16 protein-coding genes are annotated in these 16936 nt (G+C 41.4%); 12 read left to right on the forward strand and 4 right to left on the reverse strand.

Features of this window, described 5'->3' with window-relative positions:
* The first annotated feature begins 13 nt into the window (after window positions 1–13).
* The gene (locus CFS60_RS01140; protein WP_088808761.1) at window positions 14–478 is read left to right on the forward strand and encodes an S-ribosylhomocysteine lyase; all 465 of its coding nucleotides are present in this window, start codon (window positions 14–16) and stop codon (window positions 476–478) included.
* A 32-nt stretch (window positions 479–510) separates the two neighbouring features.
* Here CFS60_RS01140 and CFS60_RS01145 read toward each other — a convergent pair whose 3' ends face one another.
* On the reverse strand, window positions 511–2352 hold the full coding sequence (locus tag CFS60_RS01145; protein WP_088808762.1) for an acyltransferase family protein: 1842 nt from the start codon (window positions 2350–2352) through the stop codon (window positions 511–513).
* Window positions 2353–2512: 160 nt separating this feature from the next.
* Here CFS60_RS01145 and CFS60_RS01150 point away from each other — a divergent pair, with 160 nt between their 5' ends.
* The 8 genes from CFS60_RS01150 to glnA all read left to right on the forward strand — a co-directional run bounded on the left by CFS60_RS01150 (window position 2513) and on the right by glnA (window position 10961).
* On the forward strand, window positions 2513–3244 hold the full coding sequence (locus CFS60_RS01150) for a glycerophosphodiester phosphodiesterase family protein (RefSeq protein WP_088815189.1): 732 nt from the start codon (window positions 2513–2515) through the stop codon (window positions 3242–3244).
* 172 nt (window positions 3245–3416) lie between these two features.
* Window positions 3417–5093: a glycerol-3-phosphate dehydrogenase/oxidase gene (locus tag CFS60_RS01155; RefSeq protein WP_088838718.1), complete on the forward strand. Its 1677-nt coding sequence runs from the start codon at window positions 3417–3419 to the stop codon at window positions 5091–5093.
* Between the two features lie 111 nt (window positions 5094–5204).
* Window positions 5205–6119: a tRNA (adenosine(37)-N6)-dimethylallyltransferase MiaA gene (gene miaA, locus CFS60_RS01160; RefSeq protein ID WP_088825256.1), complete on the forward strand. Its 915-nt coding sequence runs from the start codon at window positions 5205–5207 to the stop codon at window positions 6117–6119.
* A gap of 110 nt (window positions 6120–6229) precedes the next feature.
* The gene (gene hfq, locus CFS60_RS01165; RefSeq protein ID WP_088808766.1) at window positions 6230–6460 is read left to right on the forward strand and encodes an RNA chaperone Hfq; all 231 of its coding nucleotides are present in this window, start codon (window positions 6230–6232) and stop codon (window positions 6458–6460) included.
* Between the two features lie 75 nt (window positions 6461–6535).
* Window positions 6536–7753 (forward strand): GTPase HflX, encoded by a 1218-nt coding sequence (gene hflX, locus CFS60_RS01170; protein ID WP_088838719.1) that lies wholly within the window; start codon window positions 6536–6538, stop codon window positions 7751–7753.
* Window positions 7750–9003, forward strand: coding sequence for a methionine gamma-lyase family protein (locus tag CFS60_RS01175; protein ID WP_088838720.1), 1254 nt, complete (start codon window positions 7750–7752; stop codon window positions 9001–9003). The genes hflX and CFS60_RS01175 overlap by 4 nt, the downstream gene beginning before the upstream one ends.
* Window positions 9004–9189: 186 nt before the next feature.
* Window positions 9190–9558 carry a MerR family transcriptional regulator gene (locus tag CFS60_RS01180; protein ID WP_088808769.1) on the forward strand — a complete coding sequence of 123 codons (369 nt, stop codon included), beginning with the start codon at window positions 9190–9192 and terminating at the stop codon, window positions 9556–9558.
* Window positions 9559–9626: 68 nt separating this feature from the next.
* Window positions 9627–10961 (forward strand): type I glutamate--ammonia ligase, encoded by a 1335-nt coding sequence (gene glnA, locus CFS60_RS01185; RefSeq protein WP_088838721.1) that lies wholly within the window; start codon window positions 9627–9629, stop codon window positions 10959–10961.
* 44 nt (window positions 10962–11005) lie between these two features.
* On the opposite strand, the gene CFS60_RS01190 is transcribed toward glnA, so the two are convergent.
* Both CFS60_RS01190 and yidD read right to left on the reverse strand, forming a co-directional pair.
* Window positions 11006–11965 (reverse strand): metal ABC transporter solute-binding protein, Zn/Mn family, encoded by a 960-nt coding sequence (locus CFS60_RS01190; protein WP_088808771.1) that lies wholly within the window; start codon window positions 11963–11965, stop codon window positions 11006–11008.
* Window positions 11966–12144: 179 nt separating this feature from the next.
* Entirely contained in the window at window positions 12145–12396 is a 252-nt protein-coding gene (gene yidD, locus CFS60_RS01195) for a membrane protein insertion efficiency factor YidD (RefSeq protein WP_088808772.1), read from the reverse strand.
* A gap of 69 nt (window positions 12397–12465) precedes the next feature.
* Here yidD and ytkD point away from each other — a divergent pair, with 69 nt between their 5' ends.
* Entirely contained in the window at window positions 12466–12951 is a 486-nt protein-coding gene (gene ytkD / locus CFS60_RS01200) for an RNA deprotection pyrophosphohydrolase (RefSeq protein WP_088825253.1), read from the forward strand.
* A gap of 24 nt (window positions 12952–12975) precedes the next feature.
* Window positions 12976–13218 carry a DUF2584 domain-containing protein gene (locus CFS60_RS01205; protein ID WP_088808774.1) on the forward strand — a complete coding sequence of 81 codons (243 nt, stop codon included), beginning with the start codon at window positions 12976–12978 and terminating at the stop codon, window positions 13216–13218.
* Between the two features lie 35 nt (window positions 13219–13253).
* On the opposite strand, the gene CFS60_RS01210 is transcribed toward CFS60_RS01205, so the two are convergent.
* Window positions 13254–14291 (reverse strand): S66 peptidase family protein, encoded by a 1038-nt coding sequence (locus CFS60_RS01210; RefSeq protein ID WP_088838722.1) that lies wholly within the window; start codon window positions 14289–14291, stop codon window positions 13254–13256.
* A gap of 121 nt (window positions 14292–14412) precedes the next feature.
* Between CFS60_RS01210 and CFS60_RS01215 the strand changes: the two genes are divergently transcribed.
* Window positions 14413–16653 carry an excinuclease ABC subunit UvrA gene (locus CFS60_RS01215; protein ID WP_088838723.1) on the forward strand — a complete coding sequence of 747 codons (2241 nt, stop codon included), beginning with the start codon at window positions 14413–14415 and terminating at the stop codon, window positions 16651–16653.
* Window positions 16654–16936 lie beyond the last annotated feature (283 nt).

Below are 16936 nucleotides of genomic sequence, written 5' to 3' on the forward strand. Positions count from 1 at the left end.
GGAGCTGAAAAACGTGTCTGAAAAAATGAATGTGGAAAGTTTTAATTTGGACCATACAAAAGTAAAAGCGCCATATGTAAGGCTCGCAGGAACAAAAACGGGCTATCATGGCGATGAAATTTATAAGTATGATGTCCGGTTTAAGCAACCGAATAAGGCGCATATGGAAATGCCAGCACTTCATTCGCTGGAGCATTTAATGGCGGAACTAGCTCGAAATCATACGGATAAAATTGTCGATATTAGTCCAATGGGCTGTCAAACGGGCTTTTATGTATCACTTATTAATCATGATGATTTTGATGATGTGTTGCGCATTTTAGAGGCGACACTAAACGACGTTTTAGAAGCGACTGAGGTTCCTGCGTGTAATGAAGTCCAGTGTGGCTTTGCAGCTAGCCATAGCTTGTCTGGCGCGCAAGAATTGGCACGCGAATTTTTAAGTGAAAAAGATACTTGGGCAGATGTTTTCGCATAATAAAGAAAAGAGGTTCCGAATTCGGAACCTCTTTATTTTTTCATTGCGTTAAGCGCTAAATTAACGTAGGCTTGGGAGCCGGATTTTGTAAGATGTACGCCATCAGAACCAAAATAGTTATTGTGGTTTACGGCGACTGAATACCAGTCAATGACAGTGACATTCTCGCGACTAGATGCATTTTGAATGGACTGGTTGACTTCTGATTCCCAACCACGCGGGACGCGTGTGTTGACAAGATAAACATCGGCCTGATTGAAGCGGTCTAAAAGCTTGTTTAGTTGGGCTTCGGTGAATGGACCATTTGTACCAAGTTCAATTAAAACGGCGCTTCCTTTAGTGTTGAATTTTTTATAGCTGTAAGACACATCAATCGCATCAACGAGCTGTCGACCAATTTTCCCATCAATCGTCACATTGGGTATGGCTTCTTTTAAATAGGGCTCAATGTCAATCATAATCGAGTCGCCTAATGCTAACGTCTGGGTGTATGTGTATTTTTTCGGAGGAATAGGGGTTGTTGCTTTTTTCGGTTCCTCTTTTTGCTCGGGTTTTTGTTGTGTATTTGGTTGTTTTTCTTCGTGTTTACTTTCCGTCTTTTCATTGTTTGTGGACGTTTTTACTTCAGTGACGGTCCGTTCTGCCTGCGTTTTGATGGGAAGAATGCCAGACATACCTGTTGCAAAAATCCCGATGGAAAGAACGAGTGCTGATATAGCTGCCCAAAGTCCGATTGGTTTATTTTTAATCACGGCGTAATTTTTGTGCTTAAAGCCTTTCATGTAAGCGATAAAGCCTTTTTTACGAATAGGTGTTTCGACAAATCGGAAGGAAAGTTCTGCGATGATGAACGTAGCAGTCACTTGGAAAAACGCACGCAGTAAGCTCGGTTGACCGATTTCTGTGACAGGAGTTGTCAGCGTAATAATCGGGTAATGCCACAAGTAGATACCGTATGATCTAGTTCCAATCCAGCGCAGCGGTCTAAAACTAAACAATCTGCTTAAATAACAAGAAGGGTGGGCAATAGCTGCAATCATAAGAACACCGAGAATCGCAACAAGCAGTAGTCCTCCGCGGTATAAAAATGGTTGATATTCGTTCATTTTGTAGACGAGTATGCAGAATAAAACAATGCTTATCGTTCCCGAAATATTTAAAGCAAGTTTACTTTGCCGCGGTATTTTTGGACTTAAACGATTAAACGGCCAAACAAAGGCTAAAGCACAGCCAATAAGAAGGTCGAATAAACGCGTATCAGTGCCGTAATAAACTCGACTTGGGTCGCTTCCAGGAGTGTAAAGCACAGCCATTAAAATCGCGGATAAAAGTGCGATGATTAAAATGATGCGCAGCAACCACTTCGGATTTTTAATCCATTTTAAGAAACCGTATAAAAATAGTGGCCAAACTAAGTAAAACTGTTCTTCAATGGCAAGTGACCATAAGTTTTTAAGCGGGGAAGGTAAGCCAAATGAGTCAAAATACGACACATTATGAAAAATAAACCACCAATTGCTCATATAAAAAAAGGAAGCAATGGCATCACCGCGTAAAGTAGTAAGTAGTTCGCGATTGAATAAAACAGCAAAAATCACAACAACAATTATCATCAAGTATGCGGCAGGAATTAGACGCCTAAAACGCCGCAACCAAAATTCTTTTAAGTGAATCGTATTTTCATTTTCCCACTGTGTAAGAAGAATGTTTGTAATTAAATATCCAGAAAGTACAAAAAATATATCAACGCCGATAAAACCGCCTTGCGCCCATGAAAAGTTTAAGTGATAGGCAATAACAGCTAGGACAGCAAGTGCACGAAGTCCATCAATACTCGGAACATATTTTCTACTGTATCGAGCTGTTCTCTTCAAAATAACATCTCCTATTAATGTCATATCTTTGTTTGTTTCTTGAAGTCATGTACAATAATAACATACAAATATACCACTGTAACGCAGAAAAACGCGTCTTTAGAGAATTTTAATAAATTTGAGCCATTTGGAATAGTAAAAAAGAAAGGAGTGTTGGCATATGCTTGAAATCTATGCACATCGAGGTAGTTCCGGCACATTTCCAGAAAATACCATTCCCGCTTTTCAAAACGCCTTACTTTCGGGGTGCGACGGGGTTGAATTTGACGTGCAACTCACAAAAGATGCAGTCCCAGTCGTCATCCATGATGAAAAAGTTGACCGCACAACAAACGGTACCGGCTACGTAAAAGACATGACCTATAAAGAACTACAAGCACTTTGGATTAAAACGGGCGGGGCGGACGCGTCAACTTTGCGCGTGCCTAGACTAGACGAAGTACTAAACGTATTTGAAAACAGCCATATGCGTTTAAATATCGAACTTAAAACGGATAAATTTTCATATACGGGCATTGAAGAAATTGTGTGGCAAAAAACGAAAGATAATCCGCGGATAATTTTTTCTTCCTTCAATATGAAAACCCTCCAAAACATGCGCGCTTTAAGCGATTCAGTTGAACTTGCTTTTATTTGTTACAAGGAAAATGAAGCAGACGAAGCGCTCCTTGACGCGTATCAAATTCAGTCGTTGCATTTTTCTAAGCGAGCATTTCCAGTGAGAAAAACAAATCGTAAATTGCGTTACTGGACGGTAAATCAGACGGCGGAGATGGAAACCTTCCTTTTAGCCCAAGTAGCAGGTATTTTCACAGATTTCCCAAGTGACGCCGTACAGCTTCGTGAGCGGCTCAAACAAAAAAGTTTGCTTTCCAAAGAGGATTCGGTATAATGAAAGTAAGTTAATACGAAACAGTCTAATGATATGAGAGGGACTACAAACGGCGAGCGCAATCGCTATGTTTGTAGTCCCTTTTTCTATCAAAATGTTTAAAAAACGCTCGAAGTGGAAAAAGCCGAGTAGTTAACGGATAGTAGTCTAAAATCAAGGGGGCAAATACAAAATGGTACAATTATTTTCAGCATTTGACAGAGAAACAATTGAAAGAAAAGCGCAAGATGAAACATTTGATCTTGTTATTGTTGGCGGCGGGATAACGGGCGCTGGCATTGCGCTAGATGCAACAAGTCGCGGTATGTCGGTGGCGCTCATTGAAATGGGGGATTTTGCAAGCGGTACCTCGAGTCGTTCAACAAAACTTGTACATGGAGGTTTGCGCTATCTCCAACAATTTGAAGTGAAGGAAGTTGCAGAACTTGGAAAAGAACGGGCAATCGTTTATGAAAATGGACCGCACGTCACGACACCTGAATGGATGATGTTACCTTTCCATAAAGGCGGAAACATGGGGAAAAGAACGGCTTCCATGGGCATTCGCCTATACGATTACCTCGCTGGAGTCAAAAAAGATGAACGCCGTCAAATTCTTTCCGTGAAAGAAACACTCGCTAAAAATCCTTTTGTGAAAAAAGAAGGGTTAAGAGGCTCTGGATTTTATGTGGAATACAGAACGGACGATGCACGCTTGACTATTGAAGTGATGAAAAAAGCGGTTGAACTTGGGGCACTTGCCATCAATTATACACGTGCGGAAAAATTAATTTACGATGAGGCGAAACAAGTTCGCGGGGTGACAGTTACGGACCGTATTTCTGGTCGCGTATACGACATTCGAGGTTATAGAGTAATCAATGCTGCGGGACCTTGGGTTGACCGTGTGCGCAACCTCGACTATTCACACAACAATAAACATCTTCGTTTAACCAAAGGCGTTCATCTTGTTATCGATAAAAGTAAGTTCCCGATGGAGCAAGCTGTTTATTTTGATACGCCAGACGGTCGGATGGTGTTTGCGATTCCGCGTGATAAAAAAGTTTATGTTGGCACGACGGATACATTTTATGATGAGTTTCCGATTCATCCGAGAGCGCTTGAATCCGACCACACGTATGTGATTAAAGCGATTAACTATATGTTCCCAGACGTTAAAATTACCGAAAAAGATATTGAATCTAGCTGGGCAGGCGTTCGGCCACTGATTTATGAGGAAGGAAAAGATCCGTCTGAAATTTCCCGTAAAGATGAAGTGTGGTTTTCTGAAAGTGGTCTCATTACGATGGCTGGCGGTAAATTAACGGGCTACCGGAAAATGGCGGAAAAACTTTTAGATGAAGTGACAAAACCGTTAAGTAGCGAAACGGGTAAAACGTATCAAACTGTTCAAACGAAACATTTACCGATTTCAGGTGGAGATATTGGCGGCTCTGAAAATTTAGAGGCTTTCATTGATAAAAAAGCAAAAGAAGGCAGTAATCGCTTCGGTTGGTCACTTGCCATTTCACGTGAATTAGCGAAACGCTTCGGTACGAACATTGATCAACTCTTTACGTATGCACAAGAACATAAGGAAAAAGGTATTACGACACTTCCAAATAGTTTATACGCAGAACTGCACTATTCGGTTTATCATGAATCCGCTATTCACCCTGTTGATTTCTTGTTACGACGCACAGGTTACTTGCTTTTCGATATGCCGTATCTGCTTGAATGGAAAGATGCAGTAGTCGATGAAATGCAAAATTTATTCCACTGGGACGCTGAAACAGAAGAAAAATTGAAAAAAGAGCTTGAAGCGGAGATACAAGATGCTAGAGAGCCAGCGGATTGGCACGATAGATAAAGAAAGAGCTGACGATAATATCAAAATTATCGTCAGTTTTTATTTTGAAAAAAAGGTTTGCTTCTAGCGTTTTTCATGGTACATTAGTAGTAGATGCAAGGAGGGGTTTATTTGGCTGGAATTCCTGTCATTGTCCTCGTTGGTCCAACAGCAGTAGGAAAGACGGCGTTAAGTATCCAATTAGCGAAAAAATGGCAAGGAGAAATCATCAGTGGTGACTCCGTTCAAGTCTATAAAAAGCTGGATATTGGAACGGCTAAAATTACGGAAACTGAAAAAGAAAGCGTACCGCATTACTTAATTGATGTGGTGAACCCAGACGAACCGTTTACTGCCTCAAAATTTAAGGAAGCAACCATCACCGCGATAAAAGATATTTCTTCTAGAGGAAAACTCCCTTTTATTGTTGGTGGAACGGGTCTTTATATTCAGTCCGTTTTTTACGATTACGCATTTGGAAAGTCTGGCGAAGATGCTAATTTCCGTACTGAAATGGAACAGCTTGATAATGAAACGCTTTTTGCGCGCCTTAAAAAAGAAGACCCAAAAAGTGCTGAAACCATTCATCCGAACAATAAACGACGAGTAATTCGTGCACTGGAAGTCATGCACGCAAGTGGCCAACCGTTTAGTGCCATGCAAAACCAGCGTGAATTGAATCCTGAGTTTTCGCCGCTTTTTATTGGCTTGGATTTACCTAGGGAACTTTTATATGAGCGAATTAATGAACGTGTGCGACATATGATGGATGATGGCTTACTTGATGAAGCGAAATGGCTCTATGAACAACATCTAGGCGACAATTCGGCGACAAGAGCAATTGGTTATAAAGAATTATTTCAATACTTTGATGGTCAAGTCACTATGGACGCGGCTGTTGAATTAATTAAAAAGAACTCAAGACACTTTGCAAAACGCCAACTTACTTGGTTTAGAAATCGTATGTCTGTCAAGTGGATTAACATGCTTTCTGAAAATAGTTTTTTACAGGCAGATGACGCTATACAGCGTTTTTTAAACGAATAAACGGTTTATTAGTGCGAAATACAGGGTAATGAATTTAAAATAGTTCTCGGACTGTTTTAGATGAACCTCTTTGGGGGGAGTTCTTAGAAAGATAGATAGGAGAGGTATACATGACTAAAGGTGGACAAGCGTTACAAGATCAATACTTAAATCAACTAAGAAAAGAGAAAATTTTGGCGACTGTATTTTTAACAAATGGTTTCCAATTGCGTGGAAGAGTTGTTAGCTTTGATAATTTCACGGTTCTTCTTGATGTTGAAGGAAAACAACAATTAGTATTTAAACATGCGATTTCGACATTTTCACCACAAAAAAATGTGGCACTCAATCCAGAAGACTAATTGTATTTCATTCGTAAGAGGGACAGGTGAAAACGCCTGTCTTTTTTGCTGCAAACATAAAAGAGGTGCGGATTTATGGAAAAAGAAAAAGTCATTCTTGTTGGCGTCCTATTAAAAGATGGAGATGAGACGGCGTTTCATTATTCAATGGAGGAGCTAGGGCGCCTTGTCAAAACGGCTAACGGCGAAGTGCTTGATGTGATGGTTCAAAAAATGGAGCGTGTGCGCCAAGCAAGTTTTGTTGGGCGAGGGAAGCTAGAGGAGCTTAAAAATCTGGTTTTAGAGTTGGCAGCTGAAACGGTCGTTTTTAACAGTGAGTTGACACCAACGCAAATTCGAAATATTGAAGCAGAGGTTGATGCGAAAATTATTGACCGAACTGGTCTTATTTTGGATATTTTCGCGATGCGCGCAAAATCGCGAGAAGGAAAATTGCAAGTCGCGTATGCGCAGTATGAATATTTGTTACCTCGCCTTTCTGGTCAAGGGAGCTCTCTTTCAAAATTAGGTGGGGGAATTGGCACGCGTGGACCTGGGGAGACGAAGCTTGAGATGGACCGGCGGCTTTTGCGGTTGAAGATGCATGAAATTAAAGAGGCGCTTATACAAGTGGAGAAGCATCGTGCGCGAATTCGCGAGAAGCGTAAGCAAAATGGAATTTTCAGGTTTGGTTTAATTGGTTATACGAATGCGGGGAAATCTACTATTTTCAATCGTTTGACGACTGCCGAGACGCTCGAGGAAGATCAGCTTTTTGCGACGCTTGATCCGACTACTCGGAAAGTAAAGCTTGCAACTGGTTTTGAAGTGTTATTAACGGATACGGTTGGTTTTATTCAAGATTTACCAACGTCACTCGTTGCGGCTTTTAAATCAACGCTTGAGGAAAGTGCGGATATGGATATGCTTCTTCATGTGGTCGATAGCTCAAATGCAGATTATTTGAAGCATATTGAAACGGTAAAAGAGATTTTGCGTGCCCTTCAAATAAGTGATATTCCAATTTTAACATTGTATAATAAAAAAGATCACAAGCACCCGACTTTTGTTGCTACAGAAGCAAACTATAAGGAAATTTCAGCACTTAGTGCGGAGTTTTCAGGCGATATGCGCGAATGGCTGTTAACGGAAGTTAAAAAAATATGGCTTCCTTACTTTTTAACAGTAAAAGCAAGTGAAGGTACGAAAATAGCCTTTTTGAAGCGAACGACTTTTGTTTCAAAAATTGAGTTTGATGAAGAAAATGAAACCTATCAAATTCGCGGCTACTTTTCTGGAAAGGAAAAATTATGACGGAACAAGTGAAACGATTAAAAGAACGAGCAGAACAAATGATTGAAGCGCTACATAAGGAAACGGACGAGATTGCGGAACAAAACCAAGCAAAAGTGCTAGAAGCTTTTCGGAAAAATAAAGTGAGCGACTATCATTTCAATCCGTCAACGGGTTATGGCTATGATGATGAAGGTCGAGATACGCTCGAACGCGTTTACAGCGACGCTTTTCATACGGAAAAAGCTATCGTCAGACCGCAGCTGATTTCAGGAACACATGCGATTTCAACCGCGCTATTTGGCGTTTTGCGACCGGGCGATGAACTTTTGTATATCACCGGCAAACCTTATGATACGCTTGAAGAAATCGTTGGCGTGAGAGGAAGCGGCAATGGCTCGCTAAAAGATTTTCAAATTGGTTATGATGCTGTTCCTTTAAAAGGAAATCAAGTTGATTTTGATACAGTGGCGCAAAAAATCAATGCAAACACAAAAATGATTGGCATTCAGCGCTCAAAAGGGTATGCAAATCGCGATTCATTTAAGGTTCAAGAAATTGAAGTAATGATTCAATTTGTCAAAAAAATAAAACCAGATGTCATTGTATTTGTCGATAATTGCTATGGCGAATTTGTTGAGCTAAGAGAACCGACCGATGTTGGCGCAGACCTAATTGCCGGCTCATTAATTAAAAACCCAGGTGGTGGCCTTGCTAAAATTGGCGGCTATATTGCTGGGAAAACCGAACTTGTCGAATTATGTGGCTACCGACTAACAACGCCTGGAATTGGTTTGGAAGCTGGTGCTTCGCTTTATAGCCTGCTTGAAATGTATCAAGGCTTCTTTTTGGCGCCGCACGTCGTGGCACAAGCCATTAAAGGTGCGCGCTTTACAGCAGCCATGTTATCGTTATGCGGTATCGAAACTAGCCCAGCATGGGATGCAAAACGGACTGATTTAATTCAAAGTATTTCTTTTCATGATTCAGAAAAAATGGTGTTGTTTGCGCAAGCGATTCAAGCAGCCTCGCCAGTAAACGCTCATGTGAAACCAATTGGTGCCTATATGCCCGGTTATGCGGATGACGTCATTATGGCAGCCGGAACGTTCATTCAAGGAGCGAGCCTAGAACTTACGGCAGATGGGCCGATACGTCCGCCTTATGAGCTTTACGTGCAGGGTGGACTAACTTATGAGCATGTGAAAGTCGCTGTCATTGGAGCAGTTCAAGCGCTTTTAGAAAAGGGTGCGTTAAATTTACAAAACTAACATATCAATTGTAAAAAAAATAAATTTTTTTGACGCAGTTTTAATTTCTGCGTCTTTTTAATTGTCAAAACGCTTCTGCCACAATACTTTTAAAAAGATGTTAGATTATCTGACATAAATTTGACAAATGATTTAACGTACATTATAATGCTACTATCATAAAAAAATAGTGAGGGGGAAAAAGCCGTGAGTGAGAAAGAAATTCGACGATCGATGCCTCTTTTTCCAATTGGTCCCGTGATGAAGTTGACAGATTTAACGGCAAGGCAGATTCGTTATTACGAAGACCAAGGTCTGATTAGTCCAGCTCGAAATCAAGGGAACCACAGGCACTACTCACTTCAAGATATTGACACACTCCTTGAAATTAAAGACTACTTAAATGATGGTTTAAACATTGCTGGTATAAAAAAAATGTACCAAATGCAAGATCAAGAAAAGAAAAATCCACTTACGGATGAAGATGTTCGCAAAATTCTCCGTAAAGAAATGCAGCAAGCTGGGCGCTTCGTTAAAGGTGATGATTTATCCAAAAATCAATATCCGAAATTGTAACAAAATTCGAAATAGGTATTAACTTTTAAGAAGTTTATATAAATTGAGTATTGGGAGGATTTTAAATTATGTCAAATTATACTAAAGAAGATATTTTCCGCTTCGCAGATGAACAAAATGTTAAATTTATTCGCTTACAGTTCACGGATATTCTTGGAATCATTAAAAATGTGGAAATTCCAGTAAGTCAGTTGGCAAAAGCGCTCGACAATAAGATGATGTTTGACGGATCGTCTATCGAAGGTTTTGTTCGCATTGAAGAATCGGATATGTACCTTTTCCCAGATTTAGATACATGGGTTGTGTTCCCGTGGACGGCTGAAAAAGGAAAAGTAGCGCGTATGATTTGCGACATTTATAATCCTGATATGACACCGTTTCTTGGTGATCCGCGCGCGAACTTAAAACGCGTGCTCGCAGAAATGCACGAACTAGGTTTCACCGACTTTAACTTAGGACCTGAACCCGAATTCTTCCTGTTTAAACTCGATGAAAACCGTAAGCCGACACTGGAACTAAATGACTCCGGCGGTTATTTCGATTTAGCCCCTACAGATTTAGGTGAAAACTGTCGCCGTGATATCGTGCTTGAACTTGAAGAAATGGGCTTCGAAATTGAAGCTTCCCACCATGAAGTGGCACCCGGACAACATGAAATTGATTTCAAATACGAAGATGCCATTACGGCATGCGACAATATCCAAACGTTCAAATTGGTTGTTAAAACAATTGCGCGTAAACATGGTCTTCATGCAACGTTTATGCCAAAACCACTTTTCGGTGTTAATGGTTCTGGCATGCACTTTAATATGTCACTGTTCAAAGACGGCGAAAATGCCTTCTACGATGAAAGCGGTGAATTGCAACTAAGCGAAACAGCCTACCAATTCTTGGCGGGGATGTTAAAACATGCGCGTGGCTACACAGCTGTTACGAACCCAACCATCAACTCTTACAAGCGTTTAGTTCCAGGTTACGAGGCACCTTGTTACATTGCGTGGAGTGGTAAAAACCGTAGTCCACTTGTCCGCGTTCCAAGTTCGCGTGGACTTAGTACCCGCCTTGAACTTCGTAGCGTTGACCCATCGGCGAATCCATATCTTGCGATGGCAGTACTTTTAAAAGCTGGTCTTGATGGCGTGAAAAACAAACTCACTCCGCCAGCACCAGTTGACCGTAACATTTATGGAATGGACGAGGAGGAGCGTCACGAGGCAGGTATTTATGATCTTCCAGAAAGCTTAGCGCACGGTTTAATTGAGCTCTCAAAAGATGATGCGGTTCGTGAAGGTCTAGGTGACCACATTTATGACCACTTCATTGAAGCGAAACAAATTGAATGTGACATGTTTAGAACAGCCGTTCATCCGTGGGAACGCGATCAATATTTGGAAATTTATTAAGCAAGCGAAAACCCCCGAAAGCAATCTGCTTTCGGGGGTTTGTTTTAATAGTTGAGCGCTTCTTTTAATGCGTCTAAATTGTCGTTCATGATGGAAATGTAATCGCGTTTCGCTTTCACATCACTTGGCATTAAAGTTTCGAGGTTATGCAATTTAAGCGCCTTTGTATCGGTTTCTTGTTGAATCACTTCTGCAATTTTAGAATTGGTATTTTGTTCGAGCATAATGTATGGAATGTTTTCTTTTTCAATGGTGCTCACAATGCTTTGTAATTTCTTTTGCGATGGCTCATCGCTCGTTGAAACGCCGGCAATTGGGATTTGGTGTAATCCGTAGGCTGTTTCCCAGTACGTATAAGCGGCATGTGCGGTCACGAAATCTTTGTGTTTGGCAGTGGCTGCCATATCCTTGTAAGATTCGTCAAGCGTTTTTAGCTTGGATACAGTTTTTTCATAGTTTTCTTCAAAAGTGGCTTTTTTCTCTGGCATTTCTTTAATTAGTTGATCTTTAACGGTCGCAGCCATTTCTTCCATGTAAACAGGGTAGAGCCAGACGTGAGGGTTGTAGTCGCCGTGTTCTTCGTGCTCTTCTTCGCCTTCATGGTCTTCTTCCTCTTCTTCGTGTTTACCAGCGTCAGGGTCTTTCGGCAAGTCTAATTTTTCAGCTAAAGGAACGAATTTTACATTTTCGTCTTTAAGTGATGATTTTGCTTTATCGACAAAACTTTCAAGGTTTAACCCAACATAAAAGAGTAAGTCGCTATCGGCAATTTTCATCATATCTTTTTGCGTAGGTTCGAAGCTATGCGCATCAGAACCCGCTGGATATACGCTTGTGACTTCCACGTTGTCACCGCCAATTTGTTCCGCTAAGTAAGAAAGGGGATAGACGGTTGTGTACACTTTTACTTTATCGTTATCTTGAGAGGCAGTTCCGCTTCCACAAGCTGCAAGTGTAAGTATGAGAGCTAAAACTGGAGTTATAAGTAATAATTTTTTAAACATTTTTCCACTCCTTTATTTTAAATCAAAATGATTCCGTTTTACACCTCGTAAAAATAAATCGTACTGATTACGATTTGAGGGACGATATTGATAATACATTATTTTTTTGAAAAAAGCAAGTGTTAATTAAAACTGCTAATCAAAATTAGCAGTTTTCGCTTTGTATGAAATGTGCTATATTAATGATGATGATGGTGGGAGCATTCTGTTTCTTTTTTAGGAGGGACTAAATCCACGCCGCCTTTATGGAAAGGATGGCATTTTAAAATGCGTCTAATCGCGAGGTAGCTTCCTTTAAAGGCGCCATGCGTTTCAATGGCTTCCATTCCGTACTGAGAGCAGGTTGGATAAAAGCGGCAAGATGCTGGTGTAAGAGGGGAAATGACTTTACGATAAAAGCGTATGCCACCAAGTAAAAAGCGTTTTAACATGTTTTCACCTTCTATTAATTTGCTAGTTATAGCTTATCATATTTTTTGAAAAAAGAAAGGGGTACGCAAATGTTTTCTTATTTAGATGCTGTAGGATCAAAAGTCGCGATTTCGTTTGAACAGCGCGAAGAACAGTCAGACGATTGCCTGGTTATCCCGTTTTATGAAGGGAAATGGCTTTTTACACACCACAAGAAACGAGGCATTGAATTCCCGGGTGGAAAAGGTGAGCATGGTGAAACGCCAATTGAAGCCGCGGCACGCGAATTGATGGAGGAGACGGGCGCTTATACGGACGATTTTCAGTTTGTCGCCGATTATTTCGTGGAATCAGCGGAAAGAACTTTCTCGAAACGCGTTTTTTTCGCACAAATCAAAGGGTTCCATGTTCAAGCCGACTACATGGAAACAGACGGCCCAGTGCTCATGAAAGGAAACATTCGTGAAATCGTGCAGCAACCGGAATTCAGTTTTTTTATGCGTGATGCGGGTATGCAGGAAATTTTACGAAATTTAGAGGAGAAACTAGCCAAAGAAAAGCCCTTTCTGCTATGATAAATAAGAAATGGAGGGATTCAGATGGGCATGCCACTTGAAGTTAATACGATGGTCGTAACGAAAGGCCGCGAGAAAAGAATTACAGAAAACTTTTTTGAATTAAAAAAAGACGGGTACCGCATTTATCCGATTGATGTACCCATTGAGCTCCGCAAAACGAAAGACGGAGAAGTGAATGGACTTGTTATCCCTAGAAAACTCATTTGGGAAAGCGATGCGACCATCATTACATATGAACTTGTTTCGTTAAATTCGAGTAATTAAAAAGAGACTGGGAATTTTCCCAATCTCTTTTTAATTTAGTATACGGCTGATTCTAGTAGGGTAAATGTTTTTTCTGCGGGATTTAGTTCGGCGATACGGCCGTATGGAAGCGTGATTTTTGGCTCGTTATGGCCGAAGCTTGCGTTTGCGAAAACTGGTATATCTTCGAGATGAAATTCGCGGAGCACTTTAAGCGCGAGTTTGCGGTACTCCTCTTGGTAGGCGCCTTCTTTTGGCTTGCCGAAAACTATGCCATTCACGCGTGATAAAACGCCCATGATACCGTAATTTCGCAGCTGATCTTCAAACCACCACGGGTTCGCCTTCACCTCTGAGGTTTCCAAAAATAAAATGGCATCGTCGAAAGCGGCAAGCTCTGGAAACAAAGCTGTGCCTTTAGCCATTTCAAGAACTTCCATGCAACCGCCGATAAGCGGACCAGACGCGCGGTTTGTTCCTTGAATGATGTCATAGCTGTCATTTGGCATGAATTTGCGCGGTTTCTCACTGTTTTCAGGGAGCCATGGCAGGAATTCACCCGTTATTTCAGGGGCTGTTTCAAACCGAAGAGCTTGACTTGGATGGAAAGCAAGTTGTTCGAACGCGTTTTTGGTGAACGTAGGAAGTGCTACGTTTTCTGCAAAGTCACTCAAAATTGCCGGCCCGTAAAAACTGGATATGCCTGCTTTTAGGCACATTAAATGCGTGATGGTCGAATCGGAATAGCCGATAAAAATTTTAGGATTCTGTTGAATGATTGCAAAATCGATATACGGCAACATACGGATGCTGTCATTGCCGCCAATGCAGGCGAAAATCGCTTTGATATCTGGGTTTTGGAAGGCGGCCATCAAGTCTGCGGCGCGCTTTTCAGGGTGGTGGTATATAAAATCAGAGCCGGCGAGCGTATGCGGCATTTCGATGACCTTTAAGCCAAAATGTTCTTGTAATCGTTTTTTGCCGACTTCATAGCGTCCGAGTAGTTCTGGGTCACCGGCAGCGCCAGATGATAAACTAATTGTTGCGACTGTATCTCCCTTTTTAAGCCGAGGGAGCTTTTGTAGGTTTAACATAAATTTCCCCTCCTTACTTTTTTTCTATTTTAGCATATTTCTGGTTGACAGGGGGCTTTGATTTCGGTACAATGATAAACCCTGATGGCTTCATTCAGGTAATAAAACTAGGGGGTATGACATGACACAAGAATACATCGAAATTAAAGGTGCTAGGGAAAATAATTTGAAAAATGTTTCTGTGAGAATTCCGAAACGTCAAATTACTATCTTCACAGGAGTCTCTGGTTCCGGGAAATCATCTATTGTTTTTGGAACCGTTGCCACAGAATCACAACGTCAGTTAAACGAAACGCACAGTGCTTTTGTTCGCGGCTTTTTACCAAAATATCGCGAGCCGGATACGGACGGCATTCGTGGTTTAGGTGCCTCTATTATTATTGATCAAAAACGGATTGGCGGTAACTCGCGCTCAACGCTCGGCACGATTACGGATATCAATCCTCTTTTTCGCGTTCTTTTTTCCAGAATTGGACAGCCAGAAGCTGGACCAGCAAGCTCATTTTCGTTTAATGATCCGTCAGGCATGTGCCCGGATTGTCAAGGCGTCGGTCGAAAAATTACGCTAAACTTAGAAAAGTTTCTTGATTACTCAAAATCATTAAATGAAGGAGCCATCCAATTTCCGAATTTCTCAGTTGGTTCGTGGTATTGGAACATTTATGCTTTATCTGGTTATTTTGACCTCGATAAAAAATTGGAAGATTATTCTGCGGAAGAAATGGAAAAATTACTAAATGGTAAGACAGAAAAGTTTGTACTTGAAACGGCAGGCGGCCCAATTAATTCAACTTATGAGGGTTTAATCCAAAAATTCGATCGCTTATATTTGAAAAAAGAAGGCGAAATGGGCGAGCGGACGAAAAAACAAGTCGATGCTTTTACAACCGAAGTGGCTTGTGATGCTTGTGGGGGCGCTAGACTTTCTAAAAAAGTGCTTGATTGTCGGATTAACGGCTTAAATATTGCGGATTATATGGCGATGCAACTTGATGAAGTGGTGGAGAATATCGCTAAAATTGATAATCCTTACGCGGAAGGGATGAAAGCGAGTATCGACGAGCGCGTGTCACATTTGATTGATATTGGTCTTGATTATGTCACACTTGACCGTGAAACGAGCACGCTTTCTGGCGGAGAATCACAACGCGTGAAAATGGTGCGTCATTTAAATAGTAGTTTAACGGATATGATTTACATTTTTGATGAACCAAGTATTGGGCTTCACCCGCGTGATGTCCACCGCTTAAACGAACTTTTGGAGAAGCTGCGCGATAAAGGGAACACCGTACTTGTCGTTGAGCATGATCCAGACGTCATTCGCATTGCGGATTACATCATTGATATTGGGCCAAAAGCCGGCAAACACGGCGGTGAAGTCACCTTCCACGGTACTTACGAGGAGCTTCTAAAAAGCGATACGCTCACCGGAAACTTCATGGGACACCACGAAAGTTTAAAAAGTGAAGTGCGAACCCCGCGAAGCTTTTTACCTGTGAAAAAAACCAACCTTCATAATGTGCGTGACCTTGACTTAGAAATTCCGACAGGCGTTTTGAACGTCATAACTGGGGTGGCGGGTTCTGGTAAGAGTACGATTATTAATGGGATTTTCAGAAAACAATATCCCGACGCAATTGTGATTGACCAATCCGCTGCTCATGCTAATTCCAGATCAAACCCCGCAACGTATTCGGGGATTATGGATAGCATTCGAAAACTATTCGGAACGGCGAATGATGTCAGTCCATCGCTTTTCAGCTACAATTCAAAAGGCGCCTGCCCAGAATGTAAAGGTCTCGGCTACATTGCGATGGATATGGCTTTCATGGATGCGATTCGCACACCTTGCGAAGCTTGTTCTGGCAAGCGTTTTAAAGAAGAAGTGTTGCAATACAAATTAAATGGACAAACGATTAGTGACTGCCTCGAAATGACGGTCACTGATGCGTTGCAGTTTTTTGAACTGAAAAAAATTACAAAGCAACTTCAGGCGATGGAGGACGTTGGAATTGGCTACTTGACACTCGGCCAAGCTTTAAGCACATTATCAGGTGGTGAGTGCCAGCGCTTGAAACTCGCGACAGAACTTCATAAAAAAGGCAGCGTCTATATTATGGACGAGCCAACGACAGGGCTTCACATGTCGGATACGAAGCATATTGTCGAAATCATGAACCGACTGGTCGATGCTGGCAACACAGTAATTGTTATCGAGCATAATCTCGATATTATTCGCCAAGCCGACTGGATTATCGATGTCGGCCCAGAAGGCGGAAGCAAAGGCGGAAGAATTCTTTTTGGAGGAAAACCAGCCGATTTGAAAGCCGTCCCAGATTCGATTACAGCAAAATTCATTTAACCCAAAATAGCGCGAAGCCAAAACTTCGCGCTATTTTTCTGTCGACCGGAGATAATGTGAAAAACCAAGGGGACGACAGATTTTTGTGAAACTTTAGGGGAGAAGGGAAACGTGTAAATATGACTGATTTTGAGATGTGAAAATCACACCCAAAAACCAAATAATGAAAAGGTCGATAGAAATGCCCATTTGAGCTATTATAGGAGTAGGGCTGAAATAGGTGCCTGTTTTAATCTCTGTATTGTGAAATGTAAATCCCGTTTTCAGCAATTAATCAAGTATG

Origin of the sequence: Listeria sp. ILCC792, assembly GCF_900186135.1 — a bacterium.
In the GTDB taxonomy this organism is placed as follows: domain Bacteria; phylum Bacillota; class Bacilli; order Lactobacillales; family Listeriaceae; genus Listeria; species Listeria goaensis.